Here is a 15197-nt window from a genome sequence, read left to right as displayed (position 1 = left end):
GATCAAGCTCCTTTCCCAGCAGGCCAGGCAAGCGCCTGACCAGGCCGAATGGCATCTAGATGGTCGAGGTCGTTGGCCTTGGCCAGTTCCAGATAATCCACCGGCGGCTTGTCCACCATTACGGCCCCTACCGTTGCCGACTGCGCCGCGGCCATTAGCGATAACCCCGTTCCCGCGATAACTTGAACCACTGACGGCTGCGGATTGCGCACGCCCAGCTTGGCTCGCTGAATTCCCGGCTCCACGTCCTCGATGACATTGAGGCTCGCCGTCGCGCGTAAAGGCGAACCATCCCGATCAAAAAGCGTATACCGCACGGACAGCCGTTCCATCCGGCATGCAAAATAGCCATGTCCGTGCCAGTTGAAACTACCCCACTGAATTTTCAGAAATCGGGTCTGTCCGCTTGTCGCATCTACGACGCAACATAAGGACCGTAAGCGACTCAGTTGTGCCTCCACTGGCTCCCGATGGGTAGGCAGCGAGCCGTCGAATATCAACTGGATATCGAGCCGCCCGGCATTTGCATCAACGAAGGCGGTTGTCTGAATCGGATCGTTTAACGCCGGTTCCTCCTCATATCGCGCCGCGTAGTCGAGCGAGAGCGCTTCCGGGTTGTACATTGCTTCCATGCGCCCAACTTCCGTCGTAAGTGCGACGTCTTTATAGGCAATGATTGTTAGCTTACTCAAGCCTCCGCGAATCTTATCGATCACATTCACCACGACCTCCCATTTTCAATCGCCAGATCGGCGCGTAGCTGTTGCATCACTTGACGCACGATCTCGTCGACCAAATGCGCTCTCTCAACCTGCCTGGCTCTTTCGTTGGCGCGGCGGCTCCGGGCCTCATGATCCCTGGATACACCACCGTCTATGCGAGCCTCGATGATCAGTTCGTGAATTTCATTCATGCTTTTACCCCAAGGAAGTGCATTTCCCGATAGGCAAGTTCAAGCGAGTTCACCAAGACCGATGAGTTCGTCGCATCCAAGTCGCCAGTGCGCCAGGCAACGGGAATGGCATTGACGAACGTCCAAGTACTGATAGGTAGCGACAAATGATTTAACAGCGACACGGTCACATCGCATGGATGGGTCTTAAAGCGACTCATCGCATCGGCGAACGCAAGCGTCAGTGGGGAGAGCGTCATCACGCCCCGCTCCAATACCAAGTTGCCATGGGTAACCCGCTCGGGCAGGGAAATCGTGGCCACATTGTCGCCACCCTGCCGAAAGCTGCTTGTCTCTACCTGCCGCTGCAAACCGGAGATGCGCTGAAATCGGAAGTCCAGTGGACTGGGCACCAGCCGCATTGCGGTACCTAATGCGCCGGAGACCCCCGTTCCTTCGGGTCGAAAAAAACATCCCACAACAAAGCGATATCCAACCGCCGGCTCAAATAGCGTCTCCGACCTCATGCCTTGCCTCCTTGCTGCGCACTGCCTATTTGGCTGACACTAACCCGCGATTCACCTTGCAGCATGGTCAACGTTAATTGCACGTCACTGAGAACCGGATGTAGCGAGTACGTTACGTGGATGATCAGCTTCCCTTGCGCAATATCCTCAAGTGTCATCGTTACGCCCTCTCCCACGTGCACTTGGAATGCGTCCTTGGCCGTCGCACCGGCCAAGCCGCCCGTTCGCCATAGCTCCGTCAGCCACACTGTCACGCGCGCCTCACAGGTACGCCACAACAACGCGTCATTTACCTCGAAAACCATCTCTCGCAGTTGCGCCTGCAATCCATGCTGGATAAATTGCATCGTCCGCTTGGTTTGCACATACGCTCCAGGATTTTTCGGATCCGTTGCAAGAGTTCGTGCACCCCAGAGGAGCGCACCACGACCAGGAAAAATGCGTATGGTATTGACTTCGAAGTCGGGCTCTTTTTCTTTTCCGGTGTAATGGCTAGGCCAAGGACAGACGGCAGCTTTACGCCGGCCGGCACTCCCCAGACCCCCGCTGTGGCATCGGTGCGTTGTATAGCGGCGGCAACGGCGCCGGATGGCGCAACTTCCACCTTTCTGATGGTATTTCGCTCGATCACCTGTTCCTGCAAACGGGGCCAATATGCCGCTCCCACTGACTTCACTTCGTCAGGTAATGCACGGTGGAATGCGGATGCAGCCTGATATTCGTCCCCCGGATGGTTGGGCATGTCGATAAGACAAAATAGCCGATTTGTATTTGCGGCCGCTTTTAGAATTTCTTCCCACCGTTGTTCGTATCCTGGTACTTCAGGCATGGAAAGCAGCGTGCCATCTGGTACACAGCGTTCGACTAAGGCAACAACATGGCTAATCTCGCGGGTAAATTTTAGATCGGCATGTAAAAGTACATAACAAAGTTCGCCGCCATTGGCAAAGAACGATCTGACTGTATCCTTTAGAATCTCTTCCCAATCGCCTCGCTGATCAAGTACGTTCTTAGCTATTTCCGCGAACGATTTTCCTTTGACGACGATGTCATCTACGCCTCCAAGACGGCTTCCCACAAATACGGGCATGGCCGTACGTTCTTGCTCGTCGATCGACGATAGGATGTCCGTGTCGATTTCTACGATTGATTTCGTCATTTGCCATTTTTACTCTGTAGTACTACTTATATATGTTCCTTTTCGTAGCCATTTACCAGGTCAATATTGCGGAACGGCCAGGTAAAGTCCGGCGATAGCGTGTGTTCGTCACGCCACCGGCCCGAAAAAAGCGGCGCCAGATCAAACGTCGTTTAGCGTGCTACCTTTCCTGCAAATGTAGCAAGAAGCGCAGCATGTCGAATAGATCGACCATCCGGCCAACAGGATGTCAGCGCAAGCGCATCCCGGCGTGTTTGCCCGACGACACTGCATAGGTCACCGCTTTCGCTGAATTGCGTGGGGTGGGTATAGCGTAACCGTATACCCTGTTTGTAAAGTCGCATACCCCGAGGTCTTTTTTTTCGCCTAGGATGCACGTAGCGCGTTCGCCGACGCACACCCATCAGAGCAAGCATGGTGCCGCGCAAAAGACTTCAAGCGAATCGCGCGGCAAGATCGCCGCGAACGCCACAGTGCCAGCGGATGATTGGCAGGCACCAAGCGAACAATTTAGCCGTCACGATTCTATCGCGACATGATGGACGATAAACGATGCCCAGACTCTTACGCGTTGCCGCTGCCCAGATGGGCGCGACCCAATTACAGGACAGCCGGCAACACACGCTCGACCGAATGGTCACCCTGCTTGAACGGGCCGCCGCGCAAGGCGCAAAGCTGGTCGTATTCCCTGAACTGGCCTTCACGACCTTTTTCCCGCGGTGGCTGCTGGACCCGGACGAAGTAGACCGCTATTTTGAAAATGCCATGCCCAACTCGCAGGTTGCCGGCCTTTTCGAGCGCGCGAAAGCACTAAAGGTAGGCTTTTATGTTGGATACGCGGAACTGACCGCGGAGGGTCATCACTATAACAGCGCGATCACCGTTGGGCCGGACGGCACCATACTCGGACATTATCGCAAGGTCCACCTACCCGGAACCGTCGAGCCCCGCATCGACGAACCGGTACAACAATTGGAAAAGCGCTATTTCAAATATGGCGACCTGGGCTTTCAGGCTTTTTACGGTGCGGAGGACTGGCACGCGCCGGTCATGGGGATGCTCATCTGTAATGATCGTCGCTGGCCGGAAGCCTGGCGGGAATATGGACTTCAGGGCGTTGAGCTGATGGTCATGGGCTATAACTCGGCGGCATATGATCCGAACGGCGGGACCGCCGAGGATGAACCGCTGCGGACGTTCCATTCAACAATAGCGACGCAAGCAAACGCCTATATGAACGCCACGTGGGCCATTAGCGTTGCCAAGGCGGGCGTGGAAGACGGATTCGGCCTGATCGGCGGGTCTTGTATCGTCGACCCGAACGGTGTGGTGGTGGCCCAGGCCGAAAGCCACGACGACGAAGTGTTGATCGCCGATATCGATCTAAACGCCTGTCTTCAGGGCAAGACCAAGATGTTTAATTTCGAGATGCACCGCCAGCCACATCACTACCGTCGCATCGTCGATCAAACAGGCGTTACGTTGCCTCCCAAACTATAACGCCGACGTTATACCTGGGGCATAAAAAAGCATAACAGTGCATTAATTTGGTGCGGATATGATGACACCATCCTCTGGGCATGCCGGGTTACATGAGCGTCACCCCTCGATTCGACGTCGACCCGGTAGTGCCGGGGAAGCGTGCGCAGCCTCCTGCTTCATACATAAAGCCGGCTCGAAACTGCTTGTTCTCCTATAACGACGGGGTGTAGTTCAATGACGTTTTTCCGTAAGAATCTCGTAACCACGGGCATGGCTGTCCTATTGTCGCTGTCGGCGCTAGGTGCCAACGCGGCAGGCACATTGAAGACGGGTGTGGATGCGAACTATGCACCACACGCGATGCGGACGTTGAGCGGCGGTCTGCAAGGCTTCAATATCGATTTGGGCAATGCGCTTGCGGCCCAATTGCACGAGAAGATCGACATCGACGGAACGGAGTTCTCCGCATTGATTCCGGGCCTGTTGTCGAAAAAGTACGATTTCATCCTTGCGCCCGTGACCGTCACCCCGGAAAAGGCCAAATCGTTGTTGTTCAGCGAAGGCTACTTGAATACGGACTACACGTTTGTACAAAAGAAAGCCGCTAAGCCGATTACGAAGCTCGAAGACCTGAAGGGCATGACGATCGCCGTGAACAAGGGATCGGCTTATGACGTATGGGCAAGTCAAAACGCAGGGAAATATGGCTTCAAATACGACGTGTACGGCAGCAACGCCGACGCCATCCAGGCGCTGTTAGCGGGTCGCGCGGACGCCAACATGTCGGGCAATACCGTATCGGCCTGGGCGGCAAAGCAAAACTCGCTACTCAAGACGACCTTCACCGTCGGCACGGGCCTGGTCTGGTCGCTCGCTTTCCGCCCAGACGACAAAGCCGGTCGGGATCGCATTTCAATGGCGTTGAAATGCTTGAAGCAGAACGGCACGGTCGCCAAGCTGGCGCAAAAGTGGTTTGGCGAGACGCCAGGGCCCGATTCAGCTGCCGTGAAGGTCGTGCCGGGTCAAGGTGTACCCGACATGCCGGGCTACGATGCCACGCCGGTCAAGGTCGTCTGCAACTGATCGGTCTAATAGAGATACGCGTCATGAAGAACACCCCTATCCTCGAACTCGTCAACCTGCATAAGTCGTACGGCGATCACGCGGTGCTCAAGGGGGTCAACCTTCGAGTACGACCAGGTGAAGTGGTTGCCGTGATCGGCCCATCCGGTTCCGGCAAGAGCAGCATGCTGCGATGCTGCAACCGGCTTGAAGCCGCTACAGACGGCCAGATAGTCGTTGACGGCACCGATATCAACCGCCCCGGCGTCGACTTGAACAAGATGCGACAGAAGGTGTGCATGGTGTTCCAGCACTTCAATCTGTATCCGCATCTGAACGTTTTGCATAACGTGACGCTGGCGTTGCGTCACGTTCAGAAATTGTCGAGAACAGACGCCCAAAAGCGTGGCATGGCCGCACTCGAACGTGTGGGAATGGCGCACAAGGCGACTGCGAAGCCGGGCGAGTTGTCGGGCGGTCAGCAACAGCGCGTGGGCATTGCCCGTGCAATTGCGCTTGAGCCGGCGTTGGTATTGTTTGATGAACCCACCAGCGCACTCGATCCGGAGCTCGTCGGTAGCGTGCTGAACGTCATGCGCGAGTTGAGCAAGAGCGGCATGACAATGGTCGTAGTCACCCACGAAATGGCATTTGCCCGTGAAGCAGCCGACCGGGTTATCTTCATGGATGGCGGCGTGATCGTCGAGGAAGGGACACCAGAACACATTTTTACACGGCCCCAGCACGACCGTACCCGCGCCTTCCTGTCTTCTTTTCTGAATCAATCGCATGATGTCCATCCCGCCCATGCGCCACCTGACTCGTTATTGACACACGTCGCCGCGCCGTCGACAACCACGATGTTACCCACTACATCCATGGCGAACTGATGGCTATGGATCTCGCCGCTATGCAGCATGCGTTTTTCAATGGCGCCATCGCGAAGACGGTCTTGCCCGATATTTTCAAGGGCATGATCGTGACATTGGAATTGGGTATCGCGGTCATCGTGACCGGCTTGTCGGGCGGCCTCGTGCTGGCATTGATCCGTTCGCTACGGTTGCGTTGGCTTGATGTTCTGATCATCGGTTATGCCGATATTCTGCGCGCACTTCCACCGCTGATCGTGATCATGATGCTGTTCTATGCATTTCCGTCGATCGGGCTGTCCTTCTCCGCCTTTCAGTCCACGTGGTTCGCACTCGCCTTGGTACTTGCGGCCTTTGCCGAGGAGTTATTTTGGGCCGGTATTATCTCGGTGCCAAAAGGGCAAGCCGAAGCAGCACGATCGACCGGCATGAGTTGGATCAAGACGATGCAGTTGGTGATCCTGCCACAGGCCATCCGGCTAGTGATGGCTCCGTTGACGAACCGCGCGATCTCGACCACGAAAAACACGGCCCTTGGGTCCGTCGTCGCGCTGAATGAAATCTTGAATAACGCGCAATCCGCCAGTAGTAACCTGGGCAGCGCCACGCCTTTGACAATGGGTGCGCTTGGTTACCTCATCATCTTCATTCCGCTCGTGCTGTTTGGACGATGGTTGGAAAAACGCTTTACCTGGCAGGTTTGACATCATGCAAGCCATACTCGACAACTTCTTCAACTGGGACATTTACGTTCAGGTAGCGCCTTTTCTGCTGCGTGGATTGACAATGACCATTGGCCTTTCACTGCTGGTCATTCCCTGCGGTTTCGCCGCCGGAATGGTTGTTGCCATACTGTCCCATCATCTGCGCTCACGAATTGCCCGTTTGTTATTGGCCGCCTATATTGACTTGTTCCGTGCCGTACCTCCGCTGGTATTACTGATCTTCATCTATTTTGGCGCGCCGTTCCTGGGATGGAATATGCCGAAATTGCTGGCCGTCGCCATCGGCTTCATGCTGAACAATTCCAGTTATTACGGCGAGGTGTTGCGTGCCGGTTTCGAAAGTATTCCCAAAGGCCAACTGGAGGCCGCGCGATCAACTGGCATGACTGCGGCGCAAACGACGGTGCTAATTGTGATACCGCAAGCCGTCCGAACAGTCATGCCCGAATTGATCAGCAACACGATCGAAGTGGTGAAGCTGACCACGATCGCCAGTGTTGTTGCCCTGCCGGAATTGCTACGCGTGGCGCGTGATGCGCAATCACTGCTGTATAACCCCTCGCCGATCATGTTGGCTGCCCTGGTTTACCTTGCGATGCTTTGGCCGCTGGTCAGGCTGCTCCGTCGCTTTGAGCAAAAGCATATGAGGTGAATGACGCACAGTGCCTTTCGCTCCGCACCTTACCTGACGCATTAGCAGCCGCTGTAAAAAGTTTGCGGCGCTTGCCAAACATGTATCGACGCCACACCGTCGATATTTTTTGAAAGCCATCCGACTCTGGTATGGCTTATAAGCTATTCATTATTTTTCGTAAATCGCGGGCTTTTCTTCGGTAGCGTGCGCCATGGCTGCCGGGGTATCAGCGAATCGCACGAGAACGGGAAAACGCATGAACGATTTCGATTTGACCATCCGCGGTGGCCGCATTGTCACGGCCTCTGAAGACTTTGTGGGCGACGTCGGTATCAAGGACGGCCGTATCGTCGCTGTCGCGTCGGCGCTACCCGCTGGAACGCGTGACATTCAGGCGGCAGGCAAGCTGGTGATGCCAGGTGGAATCGACAGCCACGCCCACGTGGAACAGTTATCAAGCATGGGCATTATGTGCGCCGACACTTGGTATTCCGCGACCGTGTCCGCAGCGTACGGCGGCAACACCACAATCATCCCGTTTGCCGCTCAGCATCGCGGGCAATCGCTGATGCAGATCGCGCGCGACTACGAAAAACGGGCTGCGCCGCAAGCGGTCATCGACTACAGCTATCACCTGATCATGACGGACCCGACGCCCGAAGCGTTGAACGAGCATTTTCCCGTCTTGGTCCGCGAAGGCATCACGTCTTTCAAGGTCTTCATGACTTATGAGAAGATGAAGTTGAACGACAAGCAATTACTCGATGTTTTCGCGGTGGCGGCACGCGAAGGCGCGCTGCCCATGGTGCATGCCGAGAACGACGATGTGATCTCCTGGATTGCTCGAAAGCTGATCGATGCCGGATATACCGCACCGAAATATCATGCGGTTGCCCATGATGTCTTTGCCGAGGATGAAGCAACGAATCGGGCGGCGCAATTGTCACGCGTACTGGAAGTCCCGGTGCTGATCGTGCACGTGTCCAGCGCGGGGGGCGCGCGAGTCATTCATGGTGCGAAAACGATGGGCGCTTCCGTGCATGGCGAGACCTGTCCGCAATATTTGGTTCTGACCGCGGACGATATCGATTTACCTGGCACCGAAGGCGCGAAGTTCTGCTGCAGCCCGCCGCCACGTGATCCGGCTTCTCAACAGGCAATGTGGGAAAGTCTCGCATCGGGCAATATCGCACTGTTTTCGTCCGATCACGCGCCATACCGCTATGACGTAACAGGCAAGCTGCCGCATGGCGACGACACCACGTTCAAGCAGATTTCGAATGGCCTGCCAGGTCTTGAAACACGGATGCCCATTTTGTTCTCCGAAGGCGTGAAGAAGGGCCGCATCACATTGAACCAATTTGTGGCGTTGACTTCGACCAACCACGCAAAGATGTATGGCCTCTACCCGCGCAAAGGCACCATCGCGCCGGGTGCCGATGCCGACATCGCAATTTGGGATGCGGACAAACACGTCACTGTGACAGCGGACATGCTGCATGACAACGTCGGCTATACACCTTACGAAGGGCATCACATCACAGGCTGGCCAGAGACCGTCATCAGCCGCGGCGACGTAATCATCGATAACGGCATGCTGCATGCCGAGGCCGGTCGCGGGTGGAAGATAGCGCGCGGCACGCCCGAGCCCGTGGTAAATGCAAAGGAACCAAGTGAGCGCGCATCGTTTTTGCGAAAACTGTTTTCACAACACAAATGACTGATCGTGCGGATGCGAGCAGCCCTTGCCGCAACAGATGACGCGACAGGCTGGCTTAAAACCGGACCATAGCAAGATCCTTTGACGAATCCGGACGTCACAGGAAGTGGTGATTGGTCACTGCCCTTGCTCCGTTTCTCATTCATCGATTTTCATAATGAAGCAAAGCGCGTAAAAAGGCATTGGCACATTCAATGGCTCCGCTAGTTCTAGATCGAGTGCACCGTTATATTCGTGATGATGTTCGGCCCCGTTCCCGACCGGCTCTGTTTTAACATGACACACCTGCGTAGCGAGAATGTTCTTTTTGGATCCGAAACCCTGGAAGTCATCAGGCAGATGTGATTGCGGCTCAAGCACTCCGTATCGGTAATCACGCCACCATGAGGAGCCCACGATATCCGACCCCTGCGTCCATATGCTTCTTGGCTCGGGCTTACCTACCGTCCTCTTTTCAAACCCAAACATCGTGTAGTATTCTATTGAATCTGTTGAATCGATATTCTCGCCCCCCCGTCTGGTATATTTGTAATGCGTTTGACCCCAACGAATGCCATCGATGTGTTGGTGCTCGGGCATTTGCTCCTTCGTCAACGCAACGGCGCTTGTCTGAAATTTTGCCTTTACATTGACGGTTTGTTGGGGAAGGCGCAATGCCCCTACGGTAGTGTCGAAGCGCGCAGCACCACTGGGCCGCCTGCCATCACCGCTCCAACCAACAACGAACCGATTTGTCAGGTCAGGGGTACATTTTTTAGTTGTCCCTATGATACTGCCATCGCACAACTGCCACCCCATCGGAATATCGGATTTTGATCCGGAAAACATAACGATCATGCCAGTGGCAAAGGGACGGCTCAACCCGTCAATTGCCTCAATCAATTTGTGGAAATCCTGCTCAGTTGGAATATTTCCCGCCTGAAATGCTGCACGGGCGGCGTCCAACTGTTGGTCCAACATCCTAGTCATTTTGATACCCTTTTACGTCGTTTTATAAATCGCCAAGCGTACGCTTTGAAAGCGCGGCAGCGCTACACGCAATGTAGCAACTCACGAAACCTTGTGTAAGGTCAGCCAATTGGCCAACCATTCGATGTAAATTGGAGGCTTAAATCGTTCGCTACCTAATAGCAAGTCGTTTAGCGTTAAAGACCGGCGTGCCAACAAGGAGCAAACCCAATGGCCCCTCCCGAACAAGTGCTTTATACCGGTTACGCAACAGCGACCGGCGGTCGCAACGGCCGCGTAACGACGTTCGACAACGATCGCTTGTCGTATTGCGTCGAGATATACCTGATAACCTTGCTGCCAGAGCTGTATCGGGTTTTACGCAAATCGGTTTATTACGATGGTCGACATGAAAAAAGAACAGACCATGCGAACTTCAGCGATTACTTTCATTGCCGGTAAGCTTATCCAAATAACCAATTGTTTGACGAGACGCCACGTAAAGCGGCCACTAAAAATCGCTTGCGATTAGATCGCACGCTATGTATAATTGGTTTCATGAACGCAGACCACGTCACCGCCGGAGTGAAGACCTCCACCGATAAGCAACGGGTGAACGTCCTCGCCCTGGAAAACCAACTGTGCTTTTCGCTCTATTCAACCAATTTGGCGATGAACAAGTTGTATCGAGGATTGCTGAAGCGTCTGAATCTGACGTATCTGCAGTATTTGGTCATGCTGGTGTTATGGGAACGCGACGGCGTCACCGTATCGTTTATCGGCGATCGGCTATCCCTGGATTCTGCAACCTTGACACCATTGTTGAAACGTCTTGAAAACGCCGGTCTGCTGACCCGTACTCGAGCGTTGCATGACGAGCGTCAGGTGTTGATTGGTTTAACGTCTGAAGGCACGGCATTGCGCGTTCAGGCGGAGCAAGTTCCTGAGCATGTCCTCTGTGCAACGGCCTGCTCGATCGACGAACTCGCAGGGTTGAAACAACAGTTGGAAGCGCTCCGATCGGAATTGGGACGCGCAACAGCTGAGAAGTAGGCTGCTAAGCAGCGGCTTGCCAGTGTTGTCTTAGATTCATATAGTGTACGTTTTAATAGTAATCGATTTAATTTGCGTGCAATACGCTTGAACTATCCTCTCGTCTTCCAGGACGTGATTCTGCCTCTCACTAAATAAGATGGTGGTTCACGATCGTCGTTTTCAACAGCAAAGGAGCAACACCATGGCCTCTCCCGAAAAAGTCCTTTATACCGGTCACGCCACAGCAACCGGTGGCCGTGACGGCCGCGCGACAACGTCCGACAAGTTCGTCGACGTCAAACTCACCACACCGCGTGAGCTTGGCGGTGCCGGTGGCGAAGGCGCGAACCCGGAACAATTGTTCGCTGCCGGCTATTCGGCATGTTTCATTGGCGCTATGAAATTCGTCGCCGGCCAGGATAAGGTTGCCCTGCCAGCGGACACGTCGATTGACGGCAGCGTGGGCATTGGCCAGATCCCAGGCGGATTCGGCATCACGGTCGAGTTGAAGATCAGCGCACCGGGCCTGGCACGCGAAACGCTGCAAGACATCGTCGAGAAGGCGCACCAAGTATGCCCGTACTCGAACGCAACGCGCGGCAACATCGACGTTACGTTGACGCTCGCTTAAAAGGTCTGCGCGTGCGTTGCCGCCGTCATCCGGCCGCAACGGCGCGAACCCGCCAGGCGCAATCAGGCGCTCCGGTTCACGGCTAGCGGAAGGGAACACGTGCCCATTGCTCGTCTTCCTGATGCCGCCTGAAACGCGTGGCAGGCTCCGAAAGTAACTGGCGTAGCATACCCACCGCCATCTGATCGAGGCACCCGTGCACTCGATCATGCCGCCGCGCTATTTCATTCCAGACACTTTTACCACCAGGTCGCTCCAATACGTACCTAGATTCTTGTACGGATTGGGCATGCCGGCGGAAGTAACAAATACACTGCCAGCGTGATGCGTCGCGGCAGACGAGACAATGGCAGGCATATCCGCCGCTGCGGCACTGATCACCATATGTACGAAGCGGCTGGCCGGATAGTTGGCCTGCCACTTTGGCTGCGTATATTTCGCATACTTCTTCGCGGTGTCCTCGAACGTGACGAACTGGTCCGCCGTCGGCAACGTGACGTATTGTTCCGCCATATCGGTACCCGGATTAGCCATCACCGACAGTGATGGCGACATTCCCTTGATGTAGTTGTAGACCGATTGGTAATACTGGATGTGGGCCGTCGTACCATCCGACGTCATCTCATCCACGAAGATGCCATCCACCTTATAGAACGATAGATATGTGTTGATGTCGGTAGCGACATTCGACAACGATCGCTTGCCATATTGCGTCGAGACATACCCGATTACCTTGCCGCCCGCGGCATGCACTTTGGCAATCGCGACCGTATAGCTGATGTCGATCGTTTTGCCCGGACCGCTATTCGGATTCAAGATAACGGTGGTGGAAACCTTCGACGCTGTCGTCGCCAGATCGTTCCAAAGACCGAGGCCCTTGCCCACCGGATCGAAATAGGCAGGCACCGTCAGTGACATGGTTTGTGACGACGTGGCCGTCGTCGTGCTTGCCGCATGGACCGGGTTTTGTCCCGCCACGACAATCATGGTCAAGGCAGCCAGCACGCCTCTCCAAGCAGCACGGGTCATCTTGAAAAACCGGCCGGTGCCGGCCGTGATACGAACGGAATGACGCACGATGTCCCTCTCTGCCTCCTGATGCACGCGCCCTCGCGGTCTTCCGCATGGAGTGGGCTGCGCGACATCGATTGGCCTGCCGGTTAGGGCGGCAGGCAACTGGCTAACTCCAGCACGTGGAGTCCCTATAGCTTTGCGTCGCCGGATCGCTCCGGGTTTGCCAATGACAGGTTATCGTCAGCTATGAAAGAAATCTTTAGGTGGTTAACACGAAATATATGCAGTACAGTCCTGAGAATTAACACAGTACGGCGTGCCCAAAGAAAGCACACCGTATCGGGCCTTACGCAAATTGGTTTATTACGATGATCGATATGCAAAAAGGAACACACCATGCGCACCACCGCTGAATCATCGTTGCCATCCTCTTCCGTGTCGTCCGTCGCGCCCGACATGTCGCATTTGTGGATGCCATTCACCGCCAACCGCCAGTTCAAGGCAGCGCCGCGCCTGTTCAAGGCGGCAAAAGGCATGTACTACACGACAATCGATGATCGACAGGTATTAGATGCAACGGCGGGTTTGTGGTGCGTCAACGCCGGCCACGGACGCCAGGAGATCGTCGACGCGATCACGCGCCAAGCGGCGGAAATGGATTACGCACCGCCCTTCCAGATGGGCCATCCGATTGCCTTCGAAGCCGCCACGAAGCTGGCCGCGTTCATGCCGGATGGGATGGACCGGATTTTTTTCACCAATTCCGGGTCCGAATCCATGGATACGGCGTTGAAGATCGCGCTGGCCTATCATCGTGCGCGCGGCGAGCCACAACGTACCCGCCTTATCGGGCGGGAGCGCGGCTATCACGGCGTCAACTTCGGCGGCCTGTCCGTGGGTGGCATTGCCGGTAACCGCAAGATGTTCGCGAACAGCCTGCTACCACATGTCGACCATCTACCGCATACGTACGATCCGGCTGCCGCCTTTACAAAAGGCCAGCCGGTGGAGGGTATGCACCTTGCCGACGATCTCGAACGACTCGTCGCGTTGCATGACGCCTCGACGATCGCGGCGGTGATCGTCGAGCCAATGGCGGGGTCAACCGGTGTCCTGATTCCGCCGCGGGGCTATCTGGAGCGGTTGCGCGCACTATGCACCAAGCACGGCATCCTCCTGATCTTCGATGAAGTCATCACCGCGTTCGGACGCCTGGGTGCCGCCACCGCCAGCGATCGCTTTGGCGTGACGCCGGACCTGTTGACAATGGCAAAGGCCATCAACAATGCCGCCGTGCCGATGGGCGCCGTTGCCGTTGGCCGTTCTATACACGATGCCATCGTCCAGGGCGCGGCAGAGAACGCGATCGAACTTTTCCACGGCTACACGTATTCCGGCCACCCGCTGGCCGCCGCCGCCGCGGTTGCCACGCTCGACCTGTATGCGAGAGATGGCTTGTTCCAACGCGCCGCCACACTCGAAGCGCCTTTCGAAGCCGCCGCCCATGCACTGCGCGATGCACCGCACGTGCGCGACATTCGCAACCTCGGTCTGGTGGCCGGCATTGATCTCACACCTCGTGAAGGCGCGCCGGGTGCACGCGGCTATGAGGTATTTGTCAAATGCTTGGAGCACGGCCTGCTGATCCGCTGTACCGGTGACATCCTGGCAATCTCGCCTCCGCTGATCATCAGCGAAGCACAGATCGACCAGGTGTTTTCAACCATCGCCAGGATCCTGCGCGACGTTGCCTAGATTGTCCTCTACTTGTTCCATCGCCATCAACCGCACAGGCGCCGGAACAAGGCGACAAATGCCGCAACATCGACATCGATCAGAACCTGCTGGTCGGGACGGTCATCCCAGACGCTTGGACCGAAACCCTGGCCGGCCGGTTTCTGAATGCTGTGGCCCATTGCCTCGCCATCGGTGATGACGCGCACCGGCCCCATGCGGCCCGTGAAAAGCGATGGCTGCACGATATAGGCCAGGGCAGCTGGATCGTGCAGGCAGATGCCGGGGATCCCCTTGCCTTGATAAAAGCGCTCATAGGCGCGGGATACGCGCCAGATAAAGGCCCCATACGGGCCTCCATGATCACGCATCTCCTGTAGGGTTTGCGACGACAGCACCGACTTCGCGGTAACGTCCAGCCCCACGACGGTCAATGGCCATCGGGCCGCGCATACCCGATCTGCAGCGATCGCGTCCTGGTAGAAGTTCGCTTCTGCCGCTGGCGTGATGTTGCCCGTCACGCCTCCGGTGCCAAATGCACCGCCCATGGCAACGACCGCTTTTACCAATACCGCGAGATCGGGTGCCCGATGTAACGCCTGCGCAAGATTGGTCAGCGGACCCACCGCCAAGAGCACGACTTCTCCGGGGAAGCGACGGACAGTCTCGATAATAAAGCCGGCCGCGTCGTCGGATGCCACCGTCCGTTGCGGATCTGGCCAGTCTTCGTCGCCCAACCCCGTGCGGCCATGCACATCTAGCGCA

The 15197-nt window shown here is 56.0% G+C and carries 18 protein-coding genes and 1 riboswitch; of the genes, 10 read left to right on the top strand and 8 right to left on the bottom strand.

What is annotated here, in order from left to right:
- Nucleotides 1-2: 2 nt before the first annotated feature.
- Genes WM40_RS15390 through WM40_RS30670 form a run of 5 tightly spaced genes read right to left on the bottom strand, consistent with a single transcriptional unit; the run spans nucleotide 3 to nucleotide 2578 of the window.
- Entirely contained in the window at nucleotides 3-722 is a 720-nt protein-coding gene (locus WM40_RS15390; RefSeq protein ID WP_157685813.1) for a CIS tube protein, read from the bottom strand.
- Nucleotides 719-913, bottom strand: a complete 195-nt coding sequence (locus WM40_RS15385; protein WP_024905375.1) for a DUF5908 family protein — start codon at nucleotides 911-913, stop codon at nucleotides 719-721. Before WM40_RS15385 ends, WM40_RS15390 begins: the two co-directional genes overlap by 4 nt.
- A complete protein-coding gene (locus WM40_RS15380) occupies nucleotides 910-1419 on the bottom strand; it encodes a phage tail protein (RefSeq protein ID WP_081765160.1) in 510 nt (169 codons plus the stop codon). The genes WM40_RS15385 and WM40_RS15380 overlap by 4 nt, the downstream gene beginning before the upstream one ends.
- On the bottom strand, nucleotides 1416-1724 hold the full coding sequence (locus tag WM40_RS30675; RefSeq protein ID WP_046153303.1) for a hypothetical protein: 309 nt from the start codon (nucleotides 1722-1724) through the stop codon (nucleotides 1416-1418). Before WM40_RS30675 ends, WM40_RS15380 begins: the two co-directional genes overlap by 4 nt.
- Complete coding sequence (locus WM40_RS30670; RefSeq protein WP_046153302.1) at nucleotides 1709-2578, bottom strand: hypothetical protein; 870 nt, start codon at nucleotides 2576-2578, stop codon at nucleotides 1709-1711. Before WM40_RS30670 ends, WM40_RS30675 begins: the two co-directional genes overlap by 16 nt.
- Before the next feature lie 552 nt (nucleotides 2579-3130).
- Here WM40_RS30670 and WM40_RS15365 point away from each other — a divergent pair.
- From WM40_RS15365 to hydA, 6 genes are all read left to right on the top strand, one after another.
- Nucleotides 3131-4078, top strand: coding sequence for an N-carbamoyl-D-amino-acid hydrolase (locus tag WM40_RS15365; protein ID WP_024905372.1), 948 nt, complete (start codon nucleotides 3131-3133; stop codon nucleotides 4076-4078).
- A 216-nt stretch (nucleotides 4079-4294) separates the two neighbouring features.
- Entirely contained in the window at nucleotides 4295-5143 is an 849-nt protein-coding gene (locus WM40_RS15360) for a transporter substrate-binding domain-containing protein (protein ID WP_046153301.1), read from the top strand.
- Between the two features lie 23 nt (nucleotides 5144-5166).
- Complete coding sequence (locus WM40_RS15355; RefSeq protein ID WP_024905370.1) at nucleotides 5167-6012, top strand: amino acid ABC transporter ATP-binding protein; 846 nt, start codon at nucleotides 5167-5169, stop codon at nucleotides 6010-6012.
- On the top strand, nucleotides 6012-6695 hold the full coding sequence (locus tag WM40_RS15350) for an amino acid ABC transporter permease (RefSeq protein ID WP_236693543.1): 684 nt from the start codon (nucleotides 6012-6014) through the stop codon (nucleotides 6693-6695). The genes WM40_RS15355 and WM40_RS15350 overlap by 1 nt, the downstream gene beginning before the upstream one ends.
- A 4-nt stretch (nucleotides 6696-6699) precedes the next feature.
- The gene (locus WM40_RS15345; RefSeq protein WP_024905368.1) at nucleotides 6700-7368 is read left to right on the top strand and encodes an amino acid ABC transporter permease; all 669 of its coding nucleotides are present in this window, start codon (nucleotides 6700-6702) and stop codon (nucleotides 7366-7368) included.
- A gap of 238 nt (nucleotides 7369-7606) precedes the next feature.
- Entirely contained in the window at nucleotides 7607-9070 is a 1464-nt protein-coding gene (hydA, locus tag WM40_RS15340; RefSeq protein WP_046153300.1) for a dihydropyrimidinase, read from the top strand.
- 138 nt (nucleotides 9071-9208) lie between these two features.
- Here hydA and WM40_RS15335 read toward each other — a convergent pair whose 3' ends face one another.
- Nucleotides 9209-10039, bottom strand: a complete 831-nt coding sequence (locus WM40_RS15335) for a phage tail protein (protein ID WP_046153299.1) — start codon at nucleotides 10037-10039, stop codon at nucleotides 9209-9211.
- A gap of 210 nt (nucleotides 10040-10249) precedes the next feature.
- On the opposite strand from WM40_RS15335, the gene WM40_RS15330 reads away from it, so the two are divergent.
- The 3 genes from WM40_RS15330 to WM40_RS15320 all read left to right on the top strand — a co-directional run bounded on the left by WM40_RS15330 (nucleotide 10250) and on the right by WM40_RS15320 (nucleotide 11684).
- On the top strand, nucleotides 10250-10480 hold the full coding sequence (locus WM40_RS15330; protein ID WP_024905365.1) for a hypothetical protein: 231 nt from the start codon (nucleotides 10250-10252) through the stop codon (nucleotides 10478-10480).
- Nucleotides 10481-10576: 96 nt separating this feature from the next.
- On the top strand, nucleotides 10577-11071 hold the full coding sequence (locus WM40_RS15325; RefSeq protein ID WP_046153298.1) for a MarR family winged helix-turn-helix transcriptional regulator: 495 nt from the start codon (nucleotides 10577-10579) through the stop codon (nucleotides 11069-11071).
- A 184-nt stretch (nucleotides 11072-11255) separates the two neighbouring features.
- Nucleotides 11256-11684, top strand: coding sequence for an organic hydroperoxide resistance protein (locus tag WM40_RS15320; protein WP_024905363.1), 429 nt, complete (start codon nucleotides 11256-11258; stop codon nucleotides 11682-11684).
- 219 nt (nucleotides 11685-11903) lie between these two features.
- Here WM40_RS15320 and WM40_RS15315 read toward each other — a convergent pair whose 3' ends face one another.
- Nucleotides 11904-12761 carry a spherulation-specific family 4 protein gene (locus WM40_RS15315; protein ID WP_236693542.1) on the bottom strand — a complete coding sequence of 286 codons (858 nt, stop codon included), beginning with the start codon at nucleotides 12759-12761 and terminating at the stop codon, nucleotides 11904-11906.
- Between the two features lie 91 nt (nucleotides 12762-12852).
- Nucleotides 12853-12933, bottom strand: a riboswitch (cyclic di-GMP riboswitch).
- Nucleotides 12934-13094: 161 nt separating this feature from the next.
- Here WM40_RS15315 and aptA point away from each other — a divergent pair.
- Complete coding sequence (aptA, locus tag WM40_RS15310; RefSeq protein ID WP_046153297.1) at nucleotides 13095-14453, top strand: omega-aminotransferase AptA; 1359 nt, start codon at nucleotides 13095-13097, stop codon at nucleotides 14451-14453.
- A 26-nt stretch (nucleotides 14454-14479) separates the two neighbouring features.
- Here aptA and WM40_RS15305 read toward each other — a convergent pair.
- Nucleotides 14480-15197, bottom strand: a 718-nt coding sequence (locus WM40_RS15305; protein ID WP_046153296.1) for a nucleoside hydrolase, incomplete at its 5' end; no start/stop codon positions are given.

It is taken from the genome of Robbsia andropogonis (genome assembly GCF_000970345.1).
In the GTDB taxonomy this organism is placed as follows: Bacteria; Pseudomonadota; Gammaproteobacteria; order Burkholderiales; family Burkholderiaceae; genus Robbsia; species Robbsia andropogonis.
Note: the sequence above shows the minus strand (reverse complement) of the source record. Positions and strands in the feature narration are given on the sequence as shown.

Bases quoted from the DNA above. Each gene is read 5' to 3' on its own strand.
- WM40_RS15385 (WP_024905375.1), bottom strand. From the start codon at position 913: ATGAATGAAATTCACGAACTGATCATCGAGGCTCGCATAGACGGTGGT.
- WM40_RS15380 (WP_081765160.1), bottom strand. From the start codon at position 1,419: ATGAGGTCGGAGACGCTATTTGAGCCGGCGGTTGGATATCGCTTTGTT.
- WM40_RS30675 (WP_046153303.1), bottom strand. From the start codon at position 1,724: ATGGTTTTCGAGGTAAATGACGCGTTGTTGTGGCGTACCTGTGAGGCG.
- WM40_RS30670 (WP_046153302.1), bottom strand. From the start codon at position 2,578: ATGACGAAATCAATCGTAGAAATCGACACGGACATCCTATCGTCGATC.
- WM40_RS15365 (WP_024905372.1), top strand. From the start codon at position 3,131: ATGCCCAGACTCTTACGCGTTGCCGCTGCCCAGATGGGCGCGACCCAA.
- WM40_RS15360 (WP_046153301.1), top strand. From the start codon at position 4,295: ATGACGTTTTTCCGTAAGAATCTCGTAACCACGGGCATGGCTGTCCTA.
- WM40_RS15355 (WP_024905370.1), top strand. From the start codon at position 5,167: ATGAAGAACACCCCTATCCTCGAACTCGTCAACCTGCATAAGTCGTAC.
- WM40_RS15350 (WP_236693543.1), top strand. From the start codon at position 6,012: ATGGCTATGGATCTCGCCGCTATGCAGCATGCGTTTTTCAATGGCGCC.
- WM40_RS15345 (WP_024905368.1), top strand. From the start codon at position 6,700: ATGCAAGCCATACTCGACAACTTCTTCAACTGGGACATTTACGTTCAG.
- hydA (WP_046153300.1), top strand. From the start codon at position 7,607: ATGAACGATTTCGATTTGACCATCCGCGGTGGCCGCATTGTCACGGCC.
- WM40_RS15335 (WP_046153299.1), bottom strand. From the start codon at position 10,039: ATGACTAGGATGTTGGACCAACAGTTGGACGCCGCCCGTGCAGCATTT.
- WM40_RS15330 (WP_024905365.1), top strand. From the start codon at position 10,250: ATGGCCCCTCCCGAACAAGTGCTTTATACCGGTTACGCAACAGCGACC.
- WM40_RS15325 (WP_046153298.1), top strand. From the start codon at position 10,577: ATGAACGCAGACCACGTCACCGCCGGAGTGAAGACCTCCACCGATAAG.
- WM40_RS15320 (WP_024905363.1), top strand. From the start codon at position 11,256: ATGGCCTCTCCCGAAAAAGTCCTTTATACCGGTCACGCCACAGCAACC.
- aptA (WP_046153297.1), top strand. From the start codon at position 13,095: ATGCGCACCACCGCTGAATCATCGTTGCCATCCTCTTCCGTGTCGTCC.